Source organism: Moorena sp. SIO4E2, assembly GCF_010671945.1.
Lineage (GTDB): Bacteria > Cyanobacteriota > Cyanobacteriia > Cyanobacteriales > Coleofasciculaceae > Moorena > Moorena producens.
The window spans coordinates 1-23,985 of record NZ_JAAHIE010000057.1; the positions used below are offsets into that span (position 1 = coordinate 1).

Below are 23,985 nucleotides of genomic sequence, written 5' to 3' on the forward strand. Positions count from 1 at the left end.
AATCCACGATTTAATGCGAGCCGCTCACTCCATTAAGGGAGGTGCTGCCAGTGTTGGGCTAGAGGCAATTAAAACCTTGGCTCATCGTCTCGAAGATATCTTCAAGGCTTTCTACAGCGACGAGGTACAACTTGATACTGAGCTAGAAAGCTTGCTGCTCAAAGCTTATGACTGCCTCCGGAACCCCCTCATCCAGCAAATTCAGGAAGGCTATTTTGACCCAGAGCAAGCGCTAGCCAGTGCTCAATCCACTTATGCCCAGATTGAAGAACGACTCGGTGATGCCCTTACACAGGTTCATAACTACATTCCTAGTTCCGGTGACTTAGGTATTGATATTGTATCCTCTATTTTTGAGGTTGATGTGGCTCAGGGACTAGAACGTCTTGCTGCGGTTTTAGCCAATCCCCAAAATTATGAGGTCGTGGGGGAATTAAAGGCACAAGCAGAGGTATTTGCTGGCTTTGCCGAGTTACTGAACTTGTCCGGATTTGGCGCGATTGCCCAAACGGCTATAGCGGCAGTAGAGCAAAATCCCCACCAAGTCCTGAAAATTATTGAACTGGCCCTAGCTGATTTTACAACAGGACGAGCTGCTGTACTAGCAGGCGATCGCACTCAAGGGGGAAATCCCTCGACTGCTCTAGTTGCTTTAACACAAGCTCCTGCCGCTCCGACTAATGACATCACAAATAGTCTAAATACCACCTCTGAATTTGAAGATATCTTTAGTGACTTTAACCTAGGCGAAGCAACCAATGCCTTTGATGACTTTACCTTATCCGAGCAAACCGCTACCGAACCATCCCAACTCAATCCACTAGGTGAAGAGACTTTCGAGACCTCACCCACCCTTGCCGATCAGGAAACTGACCTAGATCAAGCAACTGTTGACCCACCATCTTGGAAGGTTACCGACTCAGCTGATGTTACTGATATTTTTAGTAACTTTAACCAAGATCAACAGACCTTACTCTTTGAAGACGTTGCTCTAGGCCAGGAAACCACTGGCCAGCAGCCCCAAGTGAACCTGCCAGCTCAGGAAGTTCCTCTGAGCGCACCGATTGTTGCTGATCTCAGAACTAGTGACTTGGGGCAAGCAAGTCTTGACCTACCATCTGATCAATCTACACCTTCAGAGGATCAAGTTAACCCAGTCCAAGAGGAAGAAGCATCTTTCCCAGAGGAAACCATTTCCCCGACCGCAGAAACTGTTCAACGCTCGGAGCAAGACCTGAGTAACTCTAAGGCTGACCCTACCCCAGGATCTAAACCAGTAGCGAACTCGCCCAATCCATCAAGCACTGCTTCTGCTCCCCGGAAGAACTCATCCCTAGAGGTCCCAAAAACCCTGGAAGCCGCAGTAGAAAAGATTGAACAAATCTTTGAAAGCCTGCCACCGCTCCAGGATATGCCTAAAGCAGATGTTCCATCACCACCAACCCTACCAGCAGCCGCATTCCTAGCCAATGAATTAGCTATCAACCAAACCACTCAATCGGCTAAATCCCAGGAGCATCAACCTACTCGACCTAATCAAGCTACTCCTAAGCGGTCAGACCATCCCAGGCAAAGTTCAACCTCTATCTCCCCTGAGAGTTCAGTCCGGGTTAACTTAAAGCGACTAGAACGGATGAACAATCTGGTAGGGGAACTGGTGATCAACCGCAATAGTATTGGGCTGCAAAATGAACAATTACAAGCAGCAGTGCGGGAGCTTACCCAAAGATTTGAACTTTGTCAAACCTTTGTTAGTCAATTACAAGAATTATCTGATCAGAGTCTAGCTAGTGCCTCAAGTGCTGGATCAATGGTCTCACATCCTAGCTTTGCCTCCCTTAGTAAGAATGAGTGGAATCAGCAAGGGGCGAATTCTGTCGGTGAGCGAAACTCACCCCAGCAATCGGTAACGTGGTCAGGCCAAAAGAGTCTAGAGAGTGAGTCAGACCCATTGAACAAACCCCTATTTGATTCCTTGGAAATGGATAGCTATAGCAACGTCCATGCTTTGATCCAAGGACTACAAGAAGAAATGATGCTGCTTAAAGAAGCCGTGGGGGATATAACCCTATTTGCCCAGCAGTCTGATCAGACCTTGGAACAACAGCGGCAAATGCTTTCTCAGCTAAGAGACGAGCTGATGTGGGCGCGGATGTTGCCTCTGGGTCAAGTACTCAACCGCTTTCCCCGGGCTTTACGGGATCTTTCTACCCAACACCACAAGCCAGCCAAACTCAAGCTTAGTGGTACAGGGGTTTTGGTGGATAGAGCAGTCTTGGAAAAACTTTATGACCCCTTACTACACTTACTCCGGAATGCTTTTGATCATGGCATTGAATCCCCTCAAATTCGGCGGAAACGAGGTAAATCAGAGCAAGGACAAATTGAAATTCGAGCTTACCATAAAGGCAATCAAACCATCATTCAAGTCAAGGATGACGGTGAAGGTCTCAATATTGAACGCATTCGTAACCAAGTATTGGTCAAGGGATTGTTGTCAGCCAAACAAATTGCTAAAGCTCCTCCATCCCGCCTGTTAAAGATGATTTTTGAGCCAGGATTTTCTACCGCAGCTAAAGTCAGTGAACTGTCTGGTAGGGGAGTAGGTTTAGATGTAGTACGCTCTCAAATTCGAGCTCTCAAAGGTAAAATCTCTGTCACCTCATCCCCAGGTAAGGGTACAACCTTTACCCTACGCCTGCCGTTAACTCTAACCATTGCTAAATTACTAATTGCTACAGTCGGCCCAATTGTTATCGCTTTACCGTCAGACAGTATTGAAGAAATTGTGGTTCCCAAGGGGGATCAGATGCAAAAATCTGGGACAAAACGGTTTTTGCTCTGGCGCGGACAAATGGTTCCCACTTATACCATGTCTGATCTTTTGGAATATAATTGTCCAGTCAGGGAAGTCAATCCTAGCAAGGCTTTAGTTTATGTTCCTACCCCTGAAGATTGGGCATTACCTCTGGTAGTAATGCGTCGAGACCAGCAGGCTTTTGCGTTAGAAATCGATCGGGTGATCACAGAGCAAGAGCTAGTGATTAAACCCTTTGGCAAAGCCCTTGCGGCTCCCAGTTATACCTATGGTTGTACCATCTTGGGGGATGGTAGTTTAATTCCGGTGATCGATGGTAACGCCCTGCTAGAGCAATTTTTAGCTCAAAGCCAGGAAGAGACTAAACCGAGAACCTTGTCCAATATACTCGAAGCTACCGCTAAGAAAAAGTCATCGGTTAACCGGACTCAAACTCCTGCTCAAACTGCTCCACTTCCCACAATTTTAATTGTGGATGATTCTACCGGTTTACGACGAACCTTGGCTATGAGCTTGCAAAAAGCGGGTTACCGAGTTTTACAGGCTCGGGATGGACAGGAAGCCTTGGAACAATTGCGGCAAAGTTCCAAAGTGCAGATGATAATTTGTGATATTGAAATGCCGAATATGAACGGTTTTGAGTTTCTTGGTCAACGTCGCCAAGACCCTCAGTTATCAAAAATTCCTATAGCAATGCTTACCTCTCGTAGCAGTGAAAAACATCAGCGTTTAGCAATGCATTTGGGGGCTAACGCTTACTTTACTAAACCTTATATTGAACAATATTTTATTGGAAAAATCAAAAAAATTATTGAACAAAGTAAATCTGAAGTTTAAGTATTAATATATCAGCTAATGCGCTACGCGCAAGCTACTTGATGTGCTATCAGCCATTCCTAATCAGCCAGCAATTAGCAATTAGCTTCTTGAGGGGTGTCCACGACTAATCAGTTACTTGCAACCATATCCTTGAATTATCGGGCATCATTATACTTTTAATCCTAAGTTTACAAACTTAGTATGGTGAGTTACTCCATTCAATTCCTATTGCTTCCAAATCCTGATCATAAGACTTGGAATCTTTCATCCTTCATACTTATTCTAACACTATGAATTTGACATCATGAAAAATAACTTAATTGACTCCCAGCTTAATGATACTCATCGATCGCCAAATCAGAAGGCTACATCATTCTTGAAATTAGTGGTCTTTAGAATAGACAGCATCAATTTCGCCTTTCCGATTGAGTGTGTCAACAAAGTAATTAATTATACAACTGTTTATAGCAGTGGACTCAATGATATTGGCATTGCCCATATCGATGATCAGGAAATTCCTATTATCGACTTGTATCGCCGGTTATTTAAATCTAGCCAAATCAGCACTTCTAACCCAGGACGTTTCCTGCTGATTGCTCAAAATACGAGGGGTGAAGGATTTGGGATCCCTGTACTCAAAACACCGAATTTGATAGAGGTTTCCGTGACTGATATTCGTACCCTACCAGAGTCTTTTCGTCAAGCTGATACCCTAGGAATTGCTAGTCATGTTGCGGTGATTCCCCAAGAAAATACATCTTTGACAGTCTTTTTGCTAGATGTTAATCAATTGCTTCCTTGGGTTTCTGAATAGGGAAAAGGTGAACAGGGAAAGGGAAAAGGGGTGAAGCATTGAGCAATCAGCTATGAGCTATCTTCGCCCCTAGCTTTATGGAATGGGAATAGTCCCAGTGGATGAGATTTCTGTTATACTTCAAATTATGTAATGGCTATCTGCCAGAATTAAAGGTTAAGCGGGAAGTCCCGCGCTCTATCCGTGCTTGATGAGCTTCCTATGGGAGAGCCTTTTTCTGGGAATTGTGCCAAGAAGTTGCTAGCATCAAAAACGCGCTTTGTCGATAACCAAGTCAAAAAACCTTGTTGCCAAAAAACCAACCAAGCAGAATCATCGGTCTTAGAAACTAGGACTGCTGCTGATGCCAGGAATATCAGACCTGGGTTTGGGCAACTAAATTTAGGCAATTCCTTGTTAAGTCGGAATCCAGTGCTTTAGCTTAAGCTCAGGGTCTGGTAGTTCACGGGTGTAGCTTCCACCTACGCTTCTATCTACGATGCATAGCACTGTTGCTTAGCACTATAAGGGTGAAGTAGAAGCAGTCGGAACAAGTATCCGACAAAACGCATCTAGAGATAAGATGTAGCATAGTAAGTCTTATCTCTAGCAGTAGGACTTATGGCGAGTCCCTCTGATGTGAAACAAAACGTTTCTATTCAGTGTAGCTCGCGGGTGCGCAGATCAACCTGCCAGAATCCCCTAGCTTTAGCGATGGGGAGTCGTCAATTTCCAGCAGTACGACCTAAGAGTCTAGTCAACTGGTGCTGCTAAAGTTTAATATATGGTGTTTCCCAAAAAACTGATTAAGGGCGGCTCTAAAGTATCTAAAGTTATAGATTTACCTAAGTATGGTATACGCTCCATTCTTGCTAAAGGGGTGCAGATGGACTTCCAGTCAGGACAAAACCGTGTTCAAGTCCTCAAAGGAATTGACTGGGAAGTCAAACGTGGTGATATCCAACTTTTAATGGGACCGTCTGGCTCTGGCAAGACTACCCTTTTGTCAATCTTGGCCGGATTACTGACCCCGACCTTGGGAAAAGTCTATTTACTGGGTCAAGAAATTACCGGTATGTCTAGAACTAAGCTGGCAGAGTTTCGACGAGAACACATTGGCTTTATTTTCCAACACTTCAACCTATTTCCAGCTCTGACAGCAGCAGAGAATGTGGAAGTTGTGCTAAACATTAAGGGAATTCGGGGGGTAAATGCTCGACAGCAGGCAAAAACGTTATTAGAGCAGGTTGGTTTAGAGGGGAAAGGACATCTTAGACCAAGTGACTTGTCAGGGGGACAGAAGCAACGGGTAGCGATCGCGCGGGCTTTAGCTAAAGAGCCACCCCTAATTATGGCAGATGAGCCAACGGCAGCTTTAGACTCTCACAGTGGTCATACAGTGATTGAGTTGCTGCGTCGTCTGGCTAAGGAAAAAGGCTGCACAGTGCTAATGGTAACCCACGATCCTCGTATTATCGATGTAGCTGACCAAGTGTCTTATATGGAAGATGGTATGTTGAAGGTTGAAGGTTGAAGGTTGAAGGTTTAAGGTTTAAGGTTGAGGGTTGAGAATTGAAGGTTGAAGGTTGAGGGTTGAGAATTGAAGGTTGAGGGTTGAAGGTTGAAGGTTGAAGGTTGAAGGTTGAAAGTTGAGGGGTGAAAGTTGAGGGGTGAGGGGTGAGTGTTAATGATTCACCCTCAACATCTTAGTTTTATTTGTACCTACCTAATTATGATGTGAATGGGCAATTTGCCAACACGACAAATTACTGTTCACTCTAGGCATCATAATCATGTTTATGGTAAATTTCTGGCTAGCTATAGGGGTTTTGGGACTGGGTTCTATTCTGTGGGTAGAACTGGTGCGAGACTTCTATCACCTCCTGTCCCATCACTGGACACCTCTGTATCGCTTGCATGTGTGGCATCATCGGGTCTTCCGTCAGGATTTAACTGCTGTCAGTGATACCATTTATCGACAGGCGCACTGGCGTAATGATGTGCCAGAAGCGTTGGTTATGCTAATGTTAGGCTTGGTGGTATGGTGGTTGGCTTATACCTGGACACCAAATCTGCATTGGGCAGCTTTGGCTGGTTCTGTGTACACTATGGTATTTCTATTTGGTGCGATCGCTCGTGGCTATGGCATCAAGGGAGCCGATAAGTTGACTGATGGAACCCACCTTCCGGGTCCATTCCTCTGTCCTCCTTCCCGTTGGATGGTAAATCGCAGCTACCATTGGCGACATCACTTTGATAACCAAAAGGCTTACTATGGCGGCACATTGACTTTAGTAGACAAACTGATGGGGACAGCACTATCGCTCCAAGGAAAAACTATTGCAGTGACGGGAGCATCGGGAACTCTGGGACAGTCACTATTGTACCATCTCCAGCAACGGGGAGCAAAAGTGATTGCTCTGACCTCCCAAGAACAAACTGTTACTTTAAGTGTCAATGGTGAAAGCTTGCCAGTAAAAACCTTCACTTGGCAAGTGAGTAAAGAGTCAGAACTAGCCCCACATTTGGAAAATGTGGATATTCTAATTCTCAATCACGGCATCAATGTTCATCAAGAACGGACAGCCGATGCGATCGCAAAATCCTACGAGGTCAACACATTATCAAGTTGGCGGTTGCTGGAGATGTTTTTATCCACGGTTCGGACGAACCAAGATATTGCTCGCAAGGAAGTTTGGGTTAATACTTCGGAAGCGGAAGTTAGTCCAGCGTTTAGTCCTTTGTATGAACTGAGCAAACGTACCCTAGGAGACCTAGTTACCCTGCGTCGTCTAGATGCTCCTTGTGTAGTACGTAAACTAATCCTTGGACCATTTAAAAGTAATCTCAATCCGATTGGGGTCATGTCAGCGGATTGGGTAGCCCAGCAAATCCTTAATCTAGCCACTCGTGATGTGCGTAACATCATTGTGACTATTAATCCCATAACCTATTTAGCGTTTCCAGTCAAGGAATTTTTTGTCAGCCTATACTATAGGCTGTTTAGTCATTAGTCCTTAGGAACTTGCGTTAATTGCTACTAATTAGTGCTACTAATTACTAAGGGTGGCGTAGCCATTCGCGTAGCGTGGCCGAAAGGCCAAGGTGACGTTGAATTTACGGCACCATATGACTAAAGAGGTGACATACTCCCACACTGACTCTTTGAGTTAAGTGTGGGCTTCTTGCCAACTCCACCCAACGGTTAGGATACTCAGCAAGCTTTATTAACGACACGGTCAGAAGTTACCGCAAAAATAGGGCAGCCTTTATGGTTAGTCGGCTATGGGTAAAGAGTTAAAACTTTATGATTAAGGCAAGAGACGAAACCTTAGATAAGGTCGCCTTTATAACAATAGTTTTAAACCTTTTCTGCATAACCTACAACCCAAAAAGGCGACCTTATCTTACGGTAACTTCAAACCCTATTCTAAGGTTTCGTCTCCGGGATGCCCCGACCCACCGGAACAATACAAAAAAGTTCTATCTTTAGGAACGTAGGTGGCGGTTAGCTCTTAATTTTGATTACCCTACTACTTTTATTATAGACAATGGGAACGAAATTATAGTTTCTGTCCGCCATTCATCCCACGCCGACTTTCAGTGCGGACGTGGGGCATAAGAGCGGATGAAGCTAAAGTCTTCTGGATTAACATCAGCAGGGATACGGTACCGTTGAGTGCCACTGACCTGCTGAAGACGACCAAGACTTTCTTGAACTTCCCCATCCGTCGCAGGAATGGGGATTCCCAGGCACAACCTAATTGGCTGTTATCTCCTAGGGCGTAACTTTCCCCCGAACCGGAGGTAGCTGAGTAGGGTCAATACCCAGTTTTTTTAGATCCTTATCTCCTATATTAACATTGTCGAAAATTCATCCCCGACCTAAGAGGATATCTCCCAAGTTTTTTGATACTGAATTTTGCCCCCCTAGCCCCCCAATTCTGGGGGGAACAAGAATCAATTTGCTGGTAGAAGTCCCCCAAAATTGGGGGACCAACGGGGGCTTGGATGTAGCAAATGAGACTTCTCAGACAACCTCTAAGAGGACGGGGTATTCTTTTCTCTCAACCTCCCCAGTAGATAATTTTCCTTACTGTAGGATTTGGGGACAGTTTGGCGATGCAAGAGCACCATTAAATCGGATCCGTTGTCGGTCTTAAAGGTTTCGTCAAACTTCAGGTAACGTTGTCCATTGTCTGTGATTAAACTTACCATGCCTTGAGTAGAATGGGCTGCTGTTACAAAATTTCCTGATCTACTTGTTGCCTGTGCCACTGTTCTAGCTGGTTCAGCAGCTGGAACAGTGGACACATCAATCTTGGTTGTCCTAGACGTAGAGGTAGAGGGTTTTGCCTGAACAGTACTCTGATTCCCAGGTACTCCTGCTACACAACCTACGCTTAAAAAGGCAGTAGCACCAAAGTAAGTATTCAGCTATCAGCTATCAGCTATCAGCTCTCAGCTTTTGAATAAGCGATGCAGAGGTGCGACCCGTGGCGAATTTAATTCGACGACTGTAAGCGCACCATTACGGTCTTGGGGAGGCAGTGCCGCCAAAGGGGGTTCCCCCCACTCGCGGTCTGCCATGGTTTCCCCCACTCGCGCTTGGGATCAAGACAACAAGTAAGCATTGGAATAATGCTGAGTGAAGTCCCAGGGTCGTTCGCACAGCGTGGCCAAACGCGCACGCGTGGCCGAAAGGCCAAGGCCAAAGCCTTTGCCAAAAAGCACCTCAAGTAGCGTGAGCCTTTAGCTGACGGCTGACGGCTGACGGCTGAATGCTTAGGCACCAAAGATCGCTAAATAGTGAAGTTTCATCAGATTATCTATCTCGTGGAAACATTACTCTATTTGCTATTATGTCTAGTCTTCGGTGGCAGTAGTCTGAGTTTTGGTTAAGAAATTTACTGAGTAATTCTAAACTCTAGCTCATTAAAAATTTTATCCATTAATATATCCCAAAATTGGTAAGTTAAGTAAATTTTAATATTTGGCTCAGGTTCTATTAATCTATTATCAATATCATCTAGATTAGTCACATACTATTTTATTAGTTTGGTTGAGTTTAAAATAACAAGTTATGAGACAGTAATGGCTGTAATAGTGTTGTAAAATTCAAGGGGCAAATAATTGCTATAACCTTTATAATACCACACTTTTTAATGTCCTATTCCCTATTCCCTGCCCACAGCGCTATACCTGTTTTTAGACATGACAGTTCCCAAAGTGAGCTACCCAAACTCTAGGTGTTCTTCTAACAAACAAGTTTTTAGGTTACGAGCCGCAACGGTCGTGATGCTGATTCTAGTTACTAGTTTTAGTGCGATCGCTTTAGCTTGGTTGACTGGTCAGGGGCAGATTACCCAGCTATTTGCTCAGCTGCATGTCTGGCAAAGAAACCCACCGATGTGGCTGGAAGCACCAATGGTGACTCAGCAGCACTACTTATTGCTACCAACGATTATTTTAATGGTTGTTGTCCTGGGGGTCACGAAAATCTCTCCCCGTCCTCGCACTTGGTCTAGAAATCTAGTGGTGGGGATTTTGCTAGCACTATTGGCACGATATCTGCTCTGGCGAATCTTCTCTACCCTGAATTTAGTGGATCCCCTTAATGGTTTCTTTAGCCTAGGATTATTTTTCCTGGAAATGTTGTTGCTAACCAGCAGTATTATCCAGCTATTTTTAATGTTAAGGGTCAAAAACCGTAGCGCTCAGGCTTCCCAGTTATCATTAGATGTTATTTCAGGAAGGTTTAATCCTTCTGTGGATATCTTAATCCCAACCTATAATGAACCCTGTTTTATCCTAAAGCGAACAATTATGGGTTGTCAAGGGATAGATTATGACAACAAAAAGGTTTATTTACTAGATGATACCAAACGTCAAAATGTCAAAGAGCTAGCTGCTGAATTGGGGTGTCACTATATCACTCGTCCAGATAATTCCTATGCCAAAGCCGGAAACTTAAACCATGCTATTTCAAAAACCTCAGGGGATTTAATTGTATTCTTCGATGCGGATTTTGTTCCGAATAAAAATTTTCTGACTCGCACCGTAGGCTTTTTTAAAAAAAGTAATGTGGGATTAGTCCAAACTCCTCAAAGCTTTTATAACCCTGACCCGATTGCCTACAATTTAGGTTTAGAAGATGTGCTACTACCAGAAGAAGAGGTATTTTATCGTCAACTTCAGCCCATCAGGGATGGTGCTGGCGGTGTGGTTTGTGCCGGAACTTCCTTTGTTGTGAAACGTGATATTATAGAAGCGGCTGGTGGTTTTGTAACCGATTCTTTGACTGAAGATTACTTTACTGGTATTCGGATAGCAGCAATGGGTTACCAGGTTATTTATTTAGATGAAAAACTTAGTGCTGGTTTAGCTGCAGAAAATATTGCTGCCCATGTAGCTCAACGATTGCGGTGGGCTCAAGGAACATTACAGGCATTTTTTATTGATGCCAACCCTCTAACTATTCCGGGGTTAAAACCGATCCAAAGACTGGCGCATTTAGACGGATTACTACATTGGTTTACCGGTTTATCTCGCTTCGGATTCCTGTTAATGCCTCTAGCTTATTCCTTTCTAGGGGTGATTCCCTTACAAGCAACGGCTGCTGAATTGTTGTATTTCTTGCTACCTTATTATCTGATACAGCTCACGGTTTTTTCCTGGTTAAACCTCCGTTCCCGGTCAGGGTTGTTCTCGGATATTTACTCATTGCCTTGGTGTATTCCTCTGAGCTTGACAGTGATAAAAGTTATGCTCAATCCTTTTGGTAAAGGATTTAAGGTAACACCCAAAGGGGTAAAACGCGATCGCTTTGTGTTTAACTCCAAGTTGGGATTACCTTTGATTATCCTATTTATCGCTACAGCAGTGAGCCTATGGCAAAATTTGAGTACTTCTATGATGTATTGGGGGAGTGGGATATCAGCTACTGACGCTCAGATGATTCAAGGTCTGAGTCTAGGTTGGATTTGGAGTATCTATAACCTGATCATGTTGGGTATTGCTTTATTGATTGTACTGGATGTCCCCAATCCTGACCTTTACCAGTGGTTCAAGTTGCGCCGAGTGGTGCGGCTTGAGATCGGAAATCAGACCGTCTGGGGTATGACCACCAAGATTTCAGAAATTGGTGCTCAAGTGGCTTTGACCGAGGTGGCTGATTTACGATTCGATACCGGAAACACTGCCACTGAACCGTTGCCAGTGACACTAGAGATGATCGAGGAAAAGCTAAAGTTGTCAGGAGTAGTTACTGAAATTGACAACAGTGGTGAGGAAGCTACTCTACGGATTATGTTTGACCCATTAACTCTCCAAGAGCATCGCACTTTGGTAGAGATGCTCTTTTGCCGTCCGGGTCGATGGCAGCGACGGGAAAGTCCATCAGAAATGCGATCGCTTTTACTGTTGTTTAAGATTTTGCTGAAACCCCGAGTACTATTTGATCGCCAGGGTAGGAGTTGAGAAACTATCAACACTTTACTAGTGCCTATTTATCATAATTCTGGCGGGGTGACCATAGTAGCTAGAATCATAGTAGCTAGAAACTAGACATAATCAATTGATCTAAATCACTAGCAACAATTCGAGAAATCCTTCCCAGTTAAGCTCTTTGCCTCCAATTCGCTGTTGCAAAAAGGTCACTTCATCCTCTGAAAGGGGAGGCTGATCCACACTGGCTAACACGACATTCATTTCGTCTAGCTCAACCACTCCATTCTTATTTTTATCAATGGGAATAAAGTATGTGGCAAACTCATTAAGTCTCGACATCAGACGACGGTGGCGCAGCAGCAATTCCCCAAATTCCTCGAAGCCTATTTCTCCGCTGTTATCCACATCCATGCTGGAAAAGACAAAGTTGAGTTCATCGTCACTGATGCTATGCCCCGCCTGCTGGAAGTGATAGCTAAGTTCTTCCAAAGACAAGCTACCGCTTTGATCCCGGTCGATAGCATCAAAGATGTAACGCAGGTCACCTTTGAGCTCTTGGGGTGCTTTATCAAATAATACCTTGTGATGCTGCCCAAGCATGGCTCCCTGCAACTGCCGACGGAAGGCCGAAATCACTTCCTTGGCTGTGAGGTAGCGGAATCGATGTTCTTCGGGGCTAGCAATGGAGTAGGGTGCAACAGGCACCAAGGAAGAAAGCGATCGCTGTAAGATTACGAAGCAGGCATAAGTACCCAGATGAAAGGAAAGAGCCAAAATTGGCAGTTTCAAGGGTGTCATTACCAGACTCAGCAGCCAGGCAATCAGGGCTGCCCCAAAGGCTCCACCACTTGCAAACAAAAGGCTTCGTCGATTAGGGGTATAGAAAATGCCGCCAATAGCAATTGCCGTTAATGCTGAGTTGTATCCCCACAGTCCAGCGTACAGCACATTGAGATTTACCCCCAGTACCATGCCAGTGACCAAACCAATAACCGACCCTAAAACCGCAATCAGGGCTCCCATGGGGCTACACAAGGCCAAGGCAATGATAATTAACAAGGCAGATACTAAGCTGCCTGAAAAAAAGATTTGACCAATTCCGGTGATTAGGCCGGATAAAATGCTTACCCCATCTAGGGATTCAGCTGGGTTAGGGAAGGGCGGTGGTGCCCCTAATTCAAAGAAGGGTTGCGGAACGTAGAGGGCAATTACCAGAAAGCTGTACGTGACGATGTGAAATGGCACTCCCATAGAGGGCAGCCCTAAATAAACGGCCATCCATAGCCCGATATACTGCATCAATACTGTGCTCAGGGCTGCACAAATGATAACCGCCAGTACCCAAAGCAAGTTTCCAGTACCATTGCCCCAAGTGCCAAACGTTCCTAAAGCCAGCCCCACTAAGGCTCCGTTTAAGCCAAAAATCCCATTGCGAATACTGGCGCGATCAAGACCCATCAAATAGGCCGTCCAGGTTGCCACAACAACTCCGACAACTAGCATCAAGGCTACCCAGGGCGACTGAAGAAAAACCGCAAGAGTAATGAGTAGTCCAGTGATAGGATTATTGGCAAACCCGACCTGACCAATACCCCGTAAACTAGCATTGATAAAATCTAACAGCGGACGCCGCTCCCAGGCTTGGTTGAGGTCTTGCAGAGTTCCCATGATGGGCAAGGGATGCCGATGAGAGGTTTTCTCTGACTTCAATAAACGAGATAACAACTCATGGAGGGGCAAAGGTTGAGGTTTATCTTGAGAAATTTCAGATGTTTGAGACATGGTAAATTGATGCTTTTCTTGGGTGAGATCGACTCCTGTGCGGCTATTTCTTGAACAGGGCTAAAACCTTAAGGATGTGGTTTGTGCTCAGGACTGAATTGCTCTAAATCAGTTCATAAAATAGTTTTAGAAAACGATCAGTATCAACATCCAAACAGGCTTCTACATTGGGAGGATAGGTGGCTTCATCCCGACGATCGCGCAGATCGGCCAGGGACATACCAGAGGTAAATTTTCCTTCAGTTTCTACCACCATATAGACCGATTCTGTAGAAACCAGGCTCGGATCAATGGCAACACCCACAGCTAATGGGTCATGCAGGTAGCAGCCGTGGAAACCTTCGTTGTCTCGATAGAATGCCATATAAATGCCCGTGCAATCGGCAATGAACTGAGCCACGGCTGTTCGCGTAGCGTGGCCGAAAGGCCACGGATGTTTCTGAGCGTAATTCTCTACATCTTTTCGGGGAAGGGGTGCCTTCATAGCCACATCCAAACCCACCAGGGTCAGGGGAATGCCCGATTCCATTACCATTTGGGCTGCATCAGGATCCACAAAGAAGTTAAACTCGGCAGCAGCTGAAATGTTGCCCGGAACCTTCACCGCTCCACCCATGATCACGATGCGGCCTACCTTTTGCAGGGTGGTGCGATCGCGCTGCAGAGCTGTTGCAATATTGGTCAATGGTCCTAGAGCCACAATGGTCAAGTCGCTGCCATATTCCTGGGCGGCTTTCAGCAATACATCAACAGCATCTTCTGAAGAAGGCTCCATGGTAAGTTGGGGATAGCAAGGGCTGCCATCAGCATTTTTGAACTGATCCAGTTCTCCCAGTCCATCGGAGCCATGAATGCCTGCAGCATTGAAGGGAGGACGTACCAGAGGTTTTTCACAGCCTTTTGCCACCAGGGGAGGCTGGTTTGGTTGGACAATGTCAATCACCCGCAACACATTATTGGCAGCTTGATGAACATCAATATTGCCAGCTAACACGGTGACTGATTTGAGCTCAATTTGTTCACAATTCAGGGCCATGATAATCGCGAGGGCATCATCAACACCCCCATCAGTATCGATAATCATGGGACGGGCTTGGGAATTAACCATTGTATTCTCCTTACATTGCTAACGATGCCAGCTCATCCATCGACACCATACCATCTTTATCGACATCCAATACCTCAAACATCAGGCTGATTAATCCTTTCTGGGTGCGGCCTGTCCGTTCTGCCAATGCTGCCCGTAGTTCTGGCGGGGAAATATAGCCATCCTGATTTTGATCGAGAAAGGCAAAGGCATTTTTGACACCCTGTTTTAGCTCTTCTCTGGTGATTTCCCCATCGCCATCGGCGTCCCATTGCTCATAATTAATCAGGACTCTCCAGGCATCTTTCATGGAGCTTTCCATAATCAGGTTTTTGCCAGGTAGACATTGCTCCAAAGGGGGAGCACCACCGTTTGCTTTAACATAATCTAGCAACGGTTTGATTTCATTAAGCCCCGTCAGCAAGAATTGATAAATACCGAGGGTGTACATTTTTTGGGGGTCAAATGGGGTGTGGTTAATGCTAACAATTTTCAGACTGGGGTAGTCTTCAACTACTACATCAAAATCAGCATGGAGAAAATTGGGTGCTTCCCGATCGGGGGTGCTGCGAGTTTCGGTAATGGCCTCTTGTAAGACGTACCCAGGCACCTGAATCAAGGCAATTTCGGTGTCAAATGGCAGCTCTTCTAACAAATCCCCATAGGTAAATCCTGCTCCTTTTTCATAGTCTCGCTTACCTCGAACGCATCCTCCCTGGAGCATCACTAGATCGACATTATTCAAGCTTTTCTTGATATAAGAACATAGGGTTGAGGCCACTTTTTCGGGTTGGAATCGCGTCCGTTTAGAGGACATGGATTCTTTCACATCAAAAATTTCCACATCCATCAGCGAACCTAGAAAATTTTGGGTAATTTCTACAAACATTTGGGCGTTGGGATCGGCATCAAAATGGCTGGCTGGCAACAGATGAACAGCACTATGGCACTGCTCGGAAGCATCCCACCACACATCAACAACCACCACATTAGTAGCATCAGCACCAGCCTTAACAATCAGACTCCGCTCAATTTTCTCAATATAAATCTCATGCTCGTGCCCCCCAACAATTACAGGAACCTTACCACTAAGTTGGTGATCTTGCTGGATCTCCGTGGCTAGCTCCCGATCTTCGGCAATGGTCTGATGGGTCAGTGGAATCAGCATAGTTGCGTCATTGGAACACTTAGACCAGGTTTCCTTTAAAGCATCAAAGATGGGTTGAATGGTTAGGTTCGTCCCTGGTCTGAAAATATCGGTATTGTTAGTGCAAAATCCAGCAAAGGCAACTCGATGGGAACCTACTTCAACAATTTCATATTTTGGTAGTGGCTGACCACTGGCATCCACAATTGGCAAGTCCAAGATGTTGCTATTTAAGCATTTTCCTTCGTAGGTTTTGAAACGCTCACCTAGGACATCCAGGCTGACATCGAATTCATGGTTGCCAAAGCAAATATAATCAATGTTGACTACCTTGAGCACGTCCAGCATGGCTTTACCGCCATCTAGTGAGGTAATCAAACAAGGAGAGAGAAAGTCTCCGCTGAGGCAGGCAATCACCACGGCATCTTCCGATGTTTCCTTTAGGGATTTAATCACTGTTTCCACGTAGGGATAATTCTTGATGTCGTAAACATCATTGATCGAAATGATTCTGAGATAGTTGCCCACCGCCTCTCGGGGTTTCGGCAGATACAATCGAGGAGTTGTCATGACGGTAAGTAATTTTTAGGTTTCAGTAATTTTATCTAGAAAAATGATAAACAAAGAGATCAGCAAAAATTATAATTAAAATCTTAAGAATGACACTGATGCCAGTGACGGCGTTGCTGAATACACAGATGCATCGGGAGCAGGCACCGGAACATCTAAAGACTTGAGGTTTGGTCGTGATTTAGGACTACCTGTAGTCTATAAATACTTATTTCTTTAACGTGCCTGTCCTGCTTATTACCACCTTAGTTTTTTTTCAAAAAAACTTAAAAAGAATTACAATTAAGAGTTTGTAACTACAATAACTAAAGTTCCCTGGTCTGAAGTTCTCGAAAACTGCGGCGAAGTCTACTTTACTTACCCATTAGCAGCCGTGCCATAGGATAGCAATCCGTGTAGAATTGTGATAATTTTTGATTTGATCGGAAGTTCCCTACTCCCTACTCCCTACTCCCTACTCCCTACTCCCAGTTCCCTTTGCTAGATAACTAATCTAGCTACATAAGTAATCTAACCAACTTGATCTAAAATGCAAGCAAGCTTAAGCAGCGGAAGCTCATGTCAGCTGATCGCGTGAGGCCGTTGTATATCTAAAAAACAAGACCAAGAAAAAACTTATGCCTAAATGGAGTTCTCTGGTACTAGCCACTCTAGTATTAGTTGCACCCTTAACAGCCTGTGAAGGAGGTGGGACAAGCGCTAAACAAAGCCGCTTAGATATAGTTAAGAGCCGTGGCAAGCTGATTTGTGGTGTTGACGGTGGCATTCCCGGATTTAGCTTTGTGGATGGGAGCGGTAACTACTCCGGGCTAGATGTGGATGTCTGTAAAGCAGTTGCTGCTGCTTTGTTTGATGACCCAAAAGCAGTAGAGTACCGTAACCTTGACTCCACGGAGCGATTTCCCGCCGTCCGGAATGGTGAAGTGGATATGCTCTCGCGCAATACCACTTGGACTCTTAGCCGAGATAGCTCTACCAATAACTTAGAATTTGCCCCTACTACCTTTTATGATGGTCAGGGCATGATGGTGCGCAAAAACAGTGGGATTAAGACACTCAAAGATTTTAAAGGAAAATCCGTCTGTGTGGAAACTGGAACCACTACTGAGTTGAATTTAACCGACAAGATGCGGGAAGCAGGTGTCGAATTTGAGCCAGTGGTATTTCAGAAAGCAGACCCTGCCTATACTGCCTATAACGAAGGACGTTGTGACGGCATGACTTCTGATAAATCCCAACTATTGGCCAAACGTAGCACTCTGCCTAAGCCTGATGATCATATACTTCTAGATGTTACTATGTCCAAGGAACCCTTGGGACCAGTAACTGTTAATAATGACTCCGCTTGGTTTGATGTAGTTAAGTGGGTGACCTTCGCCTTAATTGAAGCCGAAGAGTTAGGGATTACTAAGGCGAATGTGGCACAAATGAGTAACAGTCCTAACCCGACTGTCAAACGCTTCGTGGGTGTTGAAGGTGACTTAGGCAAAGGTCTCGGTTTAGAAAATGATTTTGCAGCGCGAGTGATTAAGCACGTGGGTAACTACGGCGAAGTCTATGACCGTAACTTGGGTAAAAATTCTCAGTTCAAACTCAATCGGGGTCTGAATGACCTCTGGACTCGTGGGGGTATTTTGTATTCTCCACCCTTCCGTTAAGGGATTGTTAACTGTTTCAGGTTGAAGGTTGAAGGTTGGTTGGTTGAAGGTTGGTTGGTTGTTCGCGTAGCGTGGCCAATAGGCCAAGGTTAGTTGGTTGTTCGCGTAGCGTGGCCAATAGGCCAAGGTTAGTTGGTTGTTCGCGTAGCGTGGCCAATAGGCCAAGGTTGATTGGTTGTTCGCGTAGCGTGGCCAATAGGCCAAGGTTGCAGGTTGAATGTTGAAAGTTGGCTGTTAACAGTAAACCTAAAACCTAAGAGGATCTTTGAGAAGTACCAAATGTTTGGCATGAGCCACGATTATCCCCGAAATCTGGGAGACTTTGAGCCAAATTAACCCCAAAGGGGGGCTAGGGAGCGGTTTCGAGTAGCATCCAACACTTTGAAAACTGCCTCTAAAACCTAAAATCTGTAACCTAAAACCTAAAACCTTTAACCAACCTACAACCTCCAACCTTCAACCAACCTGCAACCTTCAACCAACCTCCAACATTCAACCAACCTCCAACATTAAACCAACCTCCAACATTAAACCAACCTCCAACCTTCAACCAACCAACCTTCAACCTTCAACCAACCAACCTTCAACCTTCAACCAACCAACCTGTAACCTTCAACCTAAACAACTAACCAATGACAAGCAATATAGGTCAAAAGCCTCCTTTGTGGCGGGATGACCGATTTTGGCGCATTGCCATACAAGTCCTATTTGTGCTGGTGGTGATTGGGGTCGTGGCATGGCTAGGCACCAACTTAAGCCGAAATATTCAGCAACAAGCGATTAAATTGGGGTTTGATTTTCTCCAAGATCAAGCCAAATTTGGTATTGGCGATACTCCCATTCCCTACAAACCCACTGACCCCTATAGCTATGCTTTATTGATCGGACTGGCCAATTCATTGCGGGTGATGGTGTTTGGGATTATCCTGACAACTATTGTTGGTATTACCGCCGGGATAGCTAGTTTTTCTGACAATTGGCTAGTGAGTAAGCTGAGTCTGGTGTATGTGGAAGTGGTGCGCAATACACCACTGCTGCTGCAATTGCTATTTTGGTACTTTGGGGTTTTCTTCCAACTGCCAAAACTGTCGGAAAAAATTCAGTTACCTGGGTCGATATTTTTGAGCAAGCGGGGAATTTATATTCCTTGGCCCCCCTTCACCACCCAGCTGTTTCTGTGGTTGGTGGTTTTGCTAGTCGGTGCGATCGCAGCAGTTTTCATCTGGCAGTGGCGCACTAAAGTGATGGTAGAACAAGCACAATCCGGTCAGCCCCAGTTAATTGCTTTAATTGCGATCGCAATTGCTGCTGTCTTAATTATCATCATCGGTTTTGGTTGGCAAAGACCGCAAGAAGTTATCGACACAGGTAATATTGAAGGCGGACTCCGGCTAACTATTGAGTTCTGTGCCTTACTAGCTGGTCTAGTCTTTTACACAGGTGCGTTTATCGCGGAAATTGTCCGAGCTGGAATAGAGTCAGTACAGAAGGGACAGTGGGAAGCAGCAAGATCTTTGGGACTGAAGTCAGGCTTAGCTATGCGGTTAGTTATTTTTCCCCAAGCCTTGCGGGTAATTATCCCTTCCCTAAACAGCCAGTATATGAACCTAGCCAAAAACTCTAGTTTAGCATCTGCTATTGGCTATCCAGATATCTACTCTATTGCTCAAACCACCTTCAACCAAGCGGGTCATGAAATCGAAATAATCGTGGTGATCATACCCCTGACCTATCTAACCATTAACCTGATCATTTCTTTCGTAATGAACCTATTGAATCGGACAGTTCAATTGCAGGAAAGATAATTGGTTAACTGTTGACTTATAACTAGATAATGACTACTGTTAATTCTCAACCTCCTGAACTAGCACCACCCCCTGAACTACAGGTTAATCCAGTTACCTGGATAAAGAAAAATTTATTTAGTACTTGGTATAATAGCATACTAACGGTTACTGTTTTCGGTTTTCTATTCGTAACCGTAAAAGGCTTGATAACATGGGCAACGACTGAAGCCCAGTGGGATGTTATTAAGCTTAACTTCCGTCTATTTTTTGTAGGAACCTATCCCGCCACAGAAAACTGGCGTCCATGGTTGATTCTGGGGATTATTGTATTCCTCTCCGGGATAACTTGGGGAGTTTTAGCAAGAAATGTTCCTACTCTATTTAGTCGCAATGTGTTAATAGCTCTTGTGATCAGTGGTGCTATCTTAGTGCTATTTCCAGTAGCAATTCCCTATCGCTTATTGCTCTTAGGAATAGTAGTGTTACTGGTAGCTAGTGCTTGGGGAGCACAACAGGTTGCTAAGACTCAACCGAAATTGGGGAATTGGTTACCTTTAGCTTGGTTTATTGCTTTATTAATCTTCCTGTGGCTTCTGGGAGGAGGACTCGGACTAAAACAGGTATCCACTAATCAATGGAGTGGTTTACTGCTGAATGTCTTAGCCGCAGTCGTCAGTATTTTAATCTGTTTTCCCCTAGGTGTATTACTAGCCTTAGGACGACAAAGTACCTTACCAGTTGTGCGCGGCTTCTCTATCCTTTACATTGAACTAATCCGAGGACTACCTCTGATTGCGATTTTGTTCATGGGACAAGTAATTATCCCACTATTTCTACCACAAGGAATGCGACCAGACCGGGTGTTAAGGGCAATAATCGGTCTGACTTTATTTAGTGCTGCTTACTTAGCAGAGAATGTACGAGGAGGACTGCAATCTATACCTACAGGTCAAATCGAAGCTGCCAAAGCATTGGGTTTAAATACTCCCCTATCCGTAGGGCTGATTGTGTTACCTCAGGCACTCAAAGCTGTTATTCCTGCTATTGTCGGTCAGTTTATTAGTCTGTTTCAAGACACAACTCTCCTATTTGTTGTAGGTCTAGTAGAGTTGCTTGGTATTGGTGATTCTATCTTTGCCCAAGCCAAATTTGAAACCCCCTATCAAGAAGTGTATCTATTCGACGGAGTCCTATTCTGGTTATTTTGTTACGCCATGTCCACAGCCAGCCGACGCCTCGAAAAACAATTAAATGTAGACCATTGAATCTAGATCATAGATAGATTAGGTACTAGCAAGGAAGATTGAAGGTTAAAGATTAGAGCCTTAACAAAGGAAAGCATAATTTATAATTGATAACCTGTAACTTTTAACCTGTAACCTACCCTTCACCTAAGGCCAAAGGCGAACAATCTCTAACCTTTAACCTTTAACCTTTAACCTTTAACCCAATCGAACCTTACTCAAGGGAAAAGAATTATGACAAATCAACAACCAATCACTGCTTCTCAAGACCCAGTCAATTCCGGAGATACCGAATCCATGATCATCGCTCAAGATGTTCATAAGTGGTACACCAGCAATCAATTTCATGTTCTGCGTGGTGTCAGTCTAGAAGTCAAGAAAAAAGAAGTAGTGGTGATCATGGGGCCTAGCGGGTCTGGTAAATCCACCTTTATTAGGACATTTAATGCTCTAGAAGACTATCAAAAAGGAAAAATTATTATTGATAACATTGAACTATCCCATGACTTGCGAAACATTGATACTATTCGCAAAGAAGTGGGGATGGTTTTCCAACAATTTAACTTATTTCCTCACCTCACTGTGCTGCAAAATGTTACCCTTGCTCCGATTTGGGTGCGGCGCTGGAAAAAGGCAAAAGCTGAAGAAATTGCCATGCAGCTGTTAGAGAAAGTCGGTATTCTCGAACAAGCTAAGAAGTATCCCGGTCAACTGTCAGGGGGACAACAGCAACGGGTAGCTATTGCCCGTGCTTTGGCAATGCAGCCTAAAATCATGTTATTTGATGAGCCTACCTCAGCTCTAGACCCGGAGATGGTGCGAGAGGTACTCGATACCATGCGATCGCTTGCTGATTCTGGGATGACTATGGTTTGCGTTACCCACGAAGTAGGTTTTGCTAGAGAAGTCGCAGACCGAGTGGTCCTAATGGCTGATGGGAAGTTGGTGGAAGAAAGTACACCCCAGGAATTTTTCAACAATCCTCAACATGAACGTACTAAGCAGTTTTTATCTCAAATTTTATAGATATATTTTTTATAAATATAGCCTTGCGCCCAGCACTAAATAGCCTTGAATAAGGTAAAGTAAATTTTCTTACCCCGACTCCCGACTCCCGACTCCCGACTCCCGACTCTACTCCCTACTCCCTATTAGGTATATAACCTTCGACAACATAATCCGATCCTAGCTGACGCCAACTGACTCGTTCTAAGGTTAGAGCATCAGTCATGAGTGTCAAGCCCAAATCTCCTACCGGTGAGGGACCACCGTGACCACCGATGATTTTTGGAGCAATAAAGGCTAAGATTTTTTGGACTGCACCATCTGCGATCGCATTTGCAGCTAAGATACCACCACATTCCCATAACACCCTCGAAAGCTGCCTGTCATATAAATATGCCATTACTTGAGAAGGAGTCAGGGGATTCAATACCACCACCTCTACACCCTGGTTGACCAGATGTTGATATAAATCACCCTCAGTTCCGACCTCTGTAAACACCAACGTAGGCACATCATCCGTTTGCCAAACACGAGCATCTCTGGGTAAGTCGAGGGTGCGACTCATGATCACCCGTAGGGGATTCGGTGCGTTTGGATTGTGACTAGTCAAATTGGGGTTATCCTGACGCACCGTATTACCGCCCACAATCACTGCATCGCAAGCTGATCGTAGTTGATGCACCCAACTGCGGGACTTTTCCCCTGTAATCCATTTGCTGTGACCACTAGTAGCAGCAATTTTGCCATCTAAAGTCATGGCATACTTGAGAATTCCCAATGGACGCTGGTAAAGAATGCGATGAATAAAGCCTTCATTGAGCTGACGGCAAGCACTCTCTTCCACACCTACCACCACTTCAATCCCAGCCGCCCTTAACCGTTCAATACCTTTTCCAGATACCCGTGGATCAGGGTCCACCATCCCCACCACTACTTTAGCGACTCCAGCCTTAATTAACGCTTCTGTACAAGGAGGGGTTCTACCATAGTGATTGCAGGGTTCCAGATTCACGTAAACCGTTGCTCCCTGAGCATTTTCCCCAGCCTCTGAGAGGGCAAACACTTCCGCGTGGGGTTGACCAGCAGCGGGATGAAACCCTTCCCCGACAATTTCCCCATTCCGGACAATTACACAACCCACTAAAGGGTTGGGTGTAGTACGTCCCAGGGCTTGCCGTGCTAGTTGGATGCACCGCTGTATCATGGCTTGCGCCAAAGGAGTTTCAGGAAAAGATGTCACAGGAGAGTTATCCATTGGTCTGTTACTATTCGTCTGTTACTATTGAAATGTTATTTGTAATCATTAATTACATTCATCAGCATTTAACTAACTTTACCTCTAAACATCAGCAAATCGAAATTGCTAACCAATAGCTCACGAACACTAATTACTTACAAACTAATTACTTAACTGTGGCACCTGCCAGAGTTTGATTATCTTTTTACCACCACTAGTAGCAATTGTCTGGCAATCAGGACTAATCGCAAAATATTCAATTGGATTTGGAAAACCATTTAGGGTATAGATTAGTTTTTCATTAGCAAAATCCCACACTTTTATGGTTTTATCTGCACTTCCACTGAACAACTTCTTACACTTAGCACCGATAGCTAATTCTTCCACATAATTGGTATGATCATTTAGACTGTTGACTTCTTCCCCAGTATCTAGATTCCAGACTTTGATAGTATTGTCAGCACTAGCACTAAACAATCGTTGTCCATCCGGACTTATGGCTAGAGAATTCACAAAGCTCTCATGACCTTTGAGAGTGTCGAGCTCTTCCCCAGTGTTGATATCCCAAATTTTAATCGTTTTATCGGCA

At 44.7% G+C, this 23,985-nt stretch carries 18 protein-coding genes; 10 read left to right on the top strand and 8 right to left on the bottom strand.

The window, feature by feature from the left end:
- Window position 1: 1 nt before the first annotated feature.
- From F6K37_RS09290 to F6K37_RS09310, 5 genes are all read left to right on the top strand, one after another.
- Window positions 2-3,655, top strand: a complete 3,654-nt coding sequence (locus F6K37_RS09290) for a hybrid sensor histidine kinase/response regulator (RefSeq protein WP_502887732.1) — start codon at window positions 2-4, stop codon at window positions 3,653-3,655.
- A 286-nt stretch (window positions 3,656-3,941) separates the two neighbouring features.
- Window positions 3,942-4,451 (top strand): chemotaxis protein CheW, encoded by a 510-nt coding sequence (locus F6K37_RS09295; RefSeq protein ID WP_287249700.1) that lies wholly within the window; start codon window positions 3,942-3,944, stop codon window positions 4,449-4,451.
- A gap of 201 nt (window positions 4,452-4,652) precedes the next feature.
- Window positions 4,653-4,871 (top strand): hypothetical protein, encoded by a 219-nt coding sequence (locus F6K37_RS09300; protein ID WP_287249702.1) that lies wholly within the window; start codon window positions 4,653-4,655, stop codon window positions 4,869-4,871.
- A 343-nt stretch (window positions 4,872-5,214) separates the two neighbouring features.
- Window positions 5,215-5,964 carry an ABC transporter ATP-binding protein gene (locus F6K37_RS09305; RefSeq protein WP_083373939.1) on the top strand — a complete coding sequence of 250 codons (750 nt, stop codon included), beginning with the start codon at window positions 5,215-5,217 and terminating at the stop codon, window positions 5,962-5,964.
- A gap of 265 nt (window positions 5,965-6,229) precedes the next feature.
- Window positions 6,230-7,444: a bifunctional sterol desaturase/short chain dehydrogenase gene (locus tag F6K37_RS09310; RefSeq protein ID WP_287249718.1), complete on the top strand. Its 1,215-nt coding sequence runs from the start codon at window positions 6,230-6,232 to the stop codon at window positions 7,442-7,444.
- A 549-nt stretch (window positions 7,445-7,993) separates the two neighbouring features.
- On the opposite strand, the gene F6K37_RS09315 is transcribed toward F6K37_RS09310, so the two are convergent.
- Both F6K37_RS09315 and F6K37_RS09320 read right to left on the bottom strand, forming a co-directional pair.
- Window positions 7,994-8,158, bottom strand: coding sequence for a hypothetical protein (locus F6K37_RS09315; RefSeq protein WP_287249705.1), 165 nt, complete (start codon window positions 8,156-8,158; stop codon window positions 7,994-7,996).
- A 313-nt stretch (window positions 8,159-8,471) separates the two neighbouring features.
- On the bottom strand, window positions 8,472-8,744 hold the full coding sequence (locus tag F6K37_RS09320) for a DM13 domain-containing protein (RefSeq protein WP_083373936.1): 273 nt from the start codon (window positions 8,742-8,744) through the stop codon (window positions 8,472-8,474).
- 984 nt (window positions 8,745-9,728) lie between these two features.
- On the opposite strand from F6K37_RS09320, the gene F6K37_RS09325 reads away from it, so the two are divergent.
- Window positions 9,729-11,909: a glycosyltransferase gene (locus F6K37_RS09325; RefSeq protein ID WP_502887733.1), complete on the top strand. Its 2,181-nt coding sequence runs from the start codon at window positions 9,729-9,731 to the stop codon at window positions 11,907-11,909.
- A gap of 102 nt (window positions 11,910-12,011) precedes the next feature.
- On the opposite strand, the gene F6K37_RS09330 is transcribed toward F6K37_RS09325, so the two are convergent.
- From F6K37_RS09330 to F6K37_RS09340, 3 genes are all read right to left on the bottom strand, one after another.
- Window positions 12,012-13,661: an urea transporter gene (locus F6K37_RS09330; RefSeq protein ID WP_008186470.1), complete on the bottom strand. Its 1,650-nt coding sequence runs from the start codon at window positions 13,659-13,661 to the stop codon at window positions 12,012-12,014.
- A gap of 103 nt (window positions 13,662-13,764) precedes the next feature.
- Window positions 13,765-14,769, bottom strand: a complete 1,005-nt coding sequence (locus F6K37_RS09335) for a nucleoside hydrolase (RefSeq protein ID WP_008186468.1) — start codon at window positions 14,767-14,769, stop codon at window positions 13,765-13,767.
- A 10-nt stretch (window positions 14,770-14,779) separates the two neighbouring features.
- Entirely contained in the window at window positions 14,780-16,465 is a 1,686-nt protein-coding gene (locus F6K37_RS09340) for an EF-hand domain-containing protein (RefSeq protein WP_008186466.1), read from the bottom strand.
- Window positions 16,466-17,082: 617 nt separating this feature from the next.
- On the opposite strand from F6K37_RS09340, the gene F6K37_RS09345 reads away from it, so the two are divergent.
- Complete coding sequence (locus tag F6K37_RS09345; RefSeq protein ID WP_008186464.1) at window positions 17,083-18,123, top strand: amino acid ABC transporter substrate-binding protein; 1,041 nt, start codon at window positions 17,083-17,085, stop codon at window positions 18,121-18,123.
- Between the two features lie 16 nt (window positions 18,124-18,139).
- On the opposite strand, the gene F6K37_RS09350 is transcribed toward F6K37_RS09345, so the two are convergent.
- On the bottom strand, window positions 18,140-18,319 hold the full coding sequence (locus F6K37_RS09350) for a hypothetical protein (RefSeq protein ID WP_131827038.1): 180 nt from the start codon (window positions 18,317-18,319) through the stop codon (window positions 18,140-18,142).
- Window positions 18,320-18,755: 436 nt separating this feature from the next.
- Between F6K37_RS09350 and F6K37_RS09355 the strand changes: the two genes are divergently transcribed.
- The 3 genes from F6K37_RS09355 (at window position 18,756) to F6K37_RS09365 (ending at window position 22,180) form a co-directional block, all read left to right on the top strand.
- Complete coding sequence (locus F6K37_RS09355) at window positions 18,756-19,928, top strand: amino acid ABC transporter permease (RefSeq protein ID WP_008186458.1); 1,173 nt, start codon at window positions 18,756-18,758, stop codon at window positions 19,926-19,928.
- Window positions 19,929-19,957: 29 nt separating this feature from the next.
- On the top strand, window positions 19,958-21,175 hold the full coding sequence (locus F6K37_RS09360) for an amino acid ABC transporter permease (RefSeq protein ID WP_008186454.1): 1,218 nt from the start codon (window positions 19,958-19,960) through the stop codon (window positions 21,173-21,175).
- 213 nt (window positions 21,176-21,388) lie between these two features.
- Window positions 21,389-22,180, top strand: coding sequence for an amino acid ABC transporter ATP-binding protein (locus tag F6K37_RS09365; protein WP_008186452.1), 792 nt, complete (start codon window positions 21,389-21,391; stop codon window positions 22,178-22,180).
- Window positions 22,181-22,295: 115 nt separating this feature from the next.
- On the opposite strand, the gene ribD is transcribed toward F6K37_RS09365, so the two are convergent.
- Both ribD and F6K37_RS09375 read right to left on the bottom strand, forming a co-directional pair.
- A complete protein-coding gene (ribD, locus tag F6K37_RS09370) occupies window positions 22,296-23,414 on the bottom strand; it encodes a bifunctional diaminohydroxyphosphoribosylaminopyrimidine deaminase/5-amino-6-(5-phosphoribosylamino)uracil reductase RibD (protein ID WP_287249712.1) in 1,119 nt (372 codons plus the stop codon).
- 144 nt (window positions 23,415-23,558) lie between these two features.
- A partial coding sequence (locus tag F6K37_RS09375) for a WD40 repeat domain-containing protein (RefSeq protein WP_287249714.1) occupies window positions 23,559-23,985 on the bottom strand: 427 nt, incomplete at its 5' end.

Excerpts from the sequence above, each read along its gene's own strand:
- F6K37_RS09310 (WP_287249718.1), top strand. The coding sequence starts at position 6,230 with ATGGTAAATTTCTGGCTAGCTATAGGGGTTTTGGGACTGGGTTCTATT.
- F6K37_RS09305 (WP_083373939.1), top strand. The coding sequence starts at position 5,215 with ATGGTGTTTCCCAAAAAACTGATTAAGGGCGGCTCTAAAGTATCTAAA.
- F6K37_RS09330 (WP_008186470.1), bottom strand. The coding sequence starts at position 13,661 with ATGTCTCAAACATCTGAAATTTCTCAAGATAAACCTCAACCTTTGCCC.
- F6K37_RS09340 (WP_008186466.1), bottom strand. The coding sequence starts at position 16,465 with ATGACAACTCCTCGATTGTATCTGCCGAAACCCCGAGAGGCGGTGGGC.
- F6K37_RS09355 (WP_008186458.1), top strand. The coding sequence starts at position 18,756 with ATGACAAGCAATATAGGTCAAAAGCCTCCTTTGTGGCGGGATGACCGA.
- F6K37_RS09360 (WP_008186454.1), top strand. The coding sequence starts at position 19,958 with ATGACTACTGTTAATTCTCAACCTCCTGAACTAGCACCACCCCCTGAA.
- F6K37_RS09335 (WP_008186468.1), bottom strand. The coding sequence starts at position 14,769 with ATGGTTAATTCCCAAGCCCGTCCCATGATTATCGATACTGATGGGGGT.
- ribD (WP_287249712.1), bottom strand. The coding sequence starts at position 23,414 with ATGGATAACTCTCCTGTGACATCTTTTCCTGAAACTCCTTTGGCGCAA.
- F6K37_RS09300 (WP_287249702.1), top strand. The coding sequence starts at position 4,653 with ATGGGAGAGCCTTTTTCTGGGAATTGTGCCAAGAAGTTGCTAGCATCA.
- F6K37_RS09315 (WP_287249705.1), bottom strand. The coding sequence starts at position 8,158 with ATGGGGAAGTTCAAGAAAGTCTTGGTCGTCTTCAGCAGGTCAGTGGCA.
- F6K37_RS09295 (WP_287249700.1), top strand. The coding sequence starts at position 3,942 with ATGAAAAATAACTTAATTGACTCCCAGCTTAATGATACTCATCGATCG.
- F6K37_RS09365 (WP_008186452.1), top strand. The coding sequence starts at position 21,389 with ATGACAAATCAACAACCAATCACTGCTTCTCAAGACCCAGTCAATTCC.
- F6K37_RS09345 (WP_008186464.1), top strand. The coding sequence starts at position 17,083 with ATGCCTAAATGGAGTTCTCTGGTACTAGCCACTCTAGTATTAGTTGCA.
- F6K37_RS09325 (WP_502887733.1), top strand. The coding sequence starts at position 9,729 with ATGCTGATTCTAGTTACTAGTTTTAGTGCGATCGCTTTAGCTTGGTTG.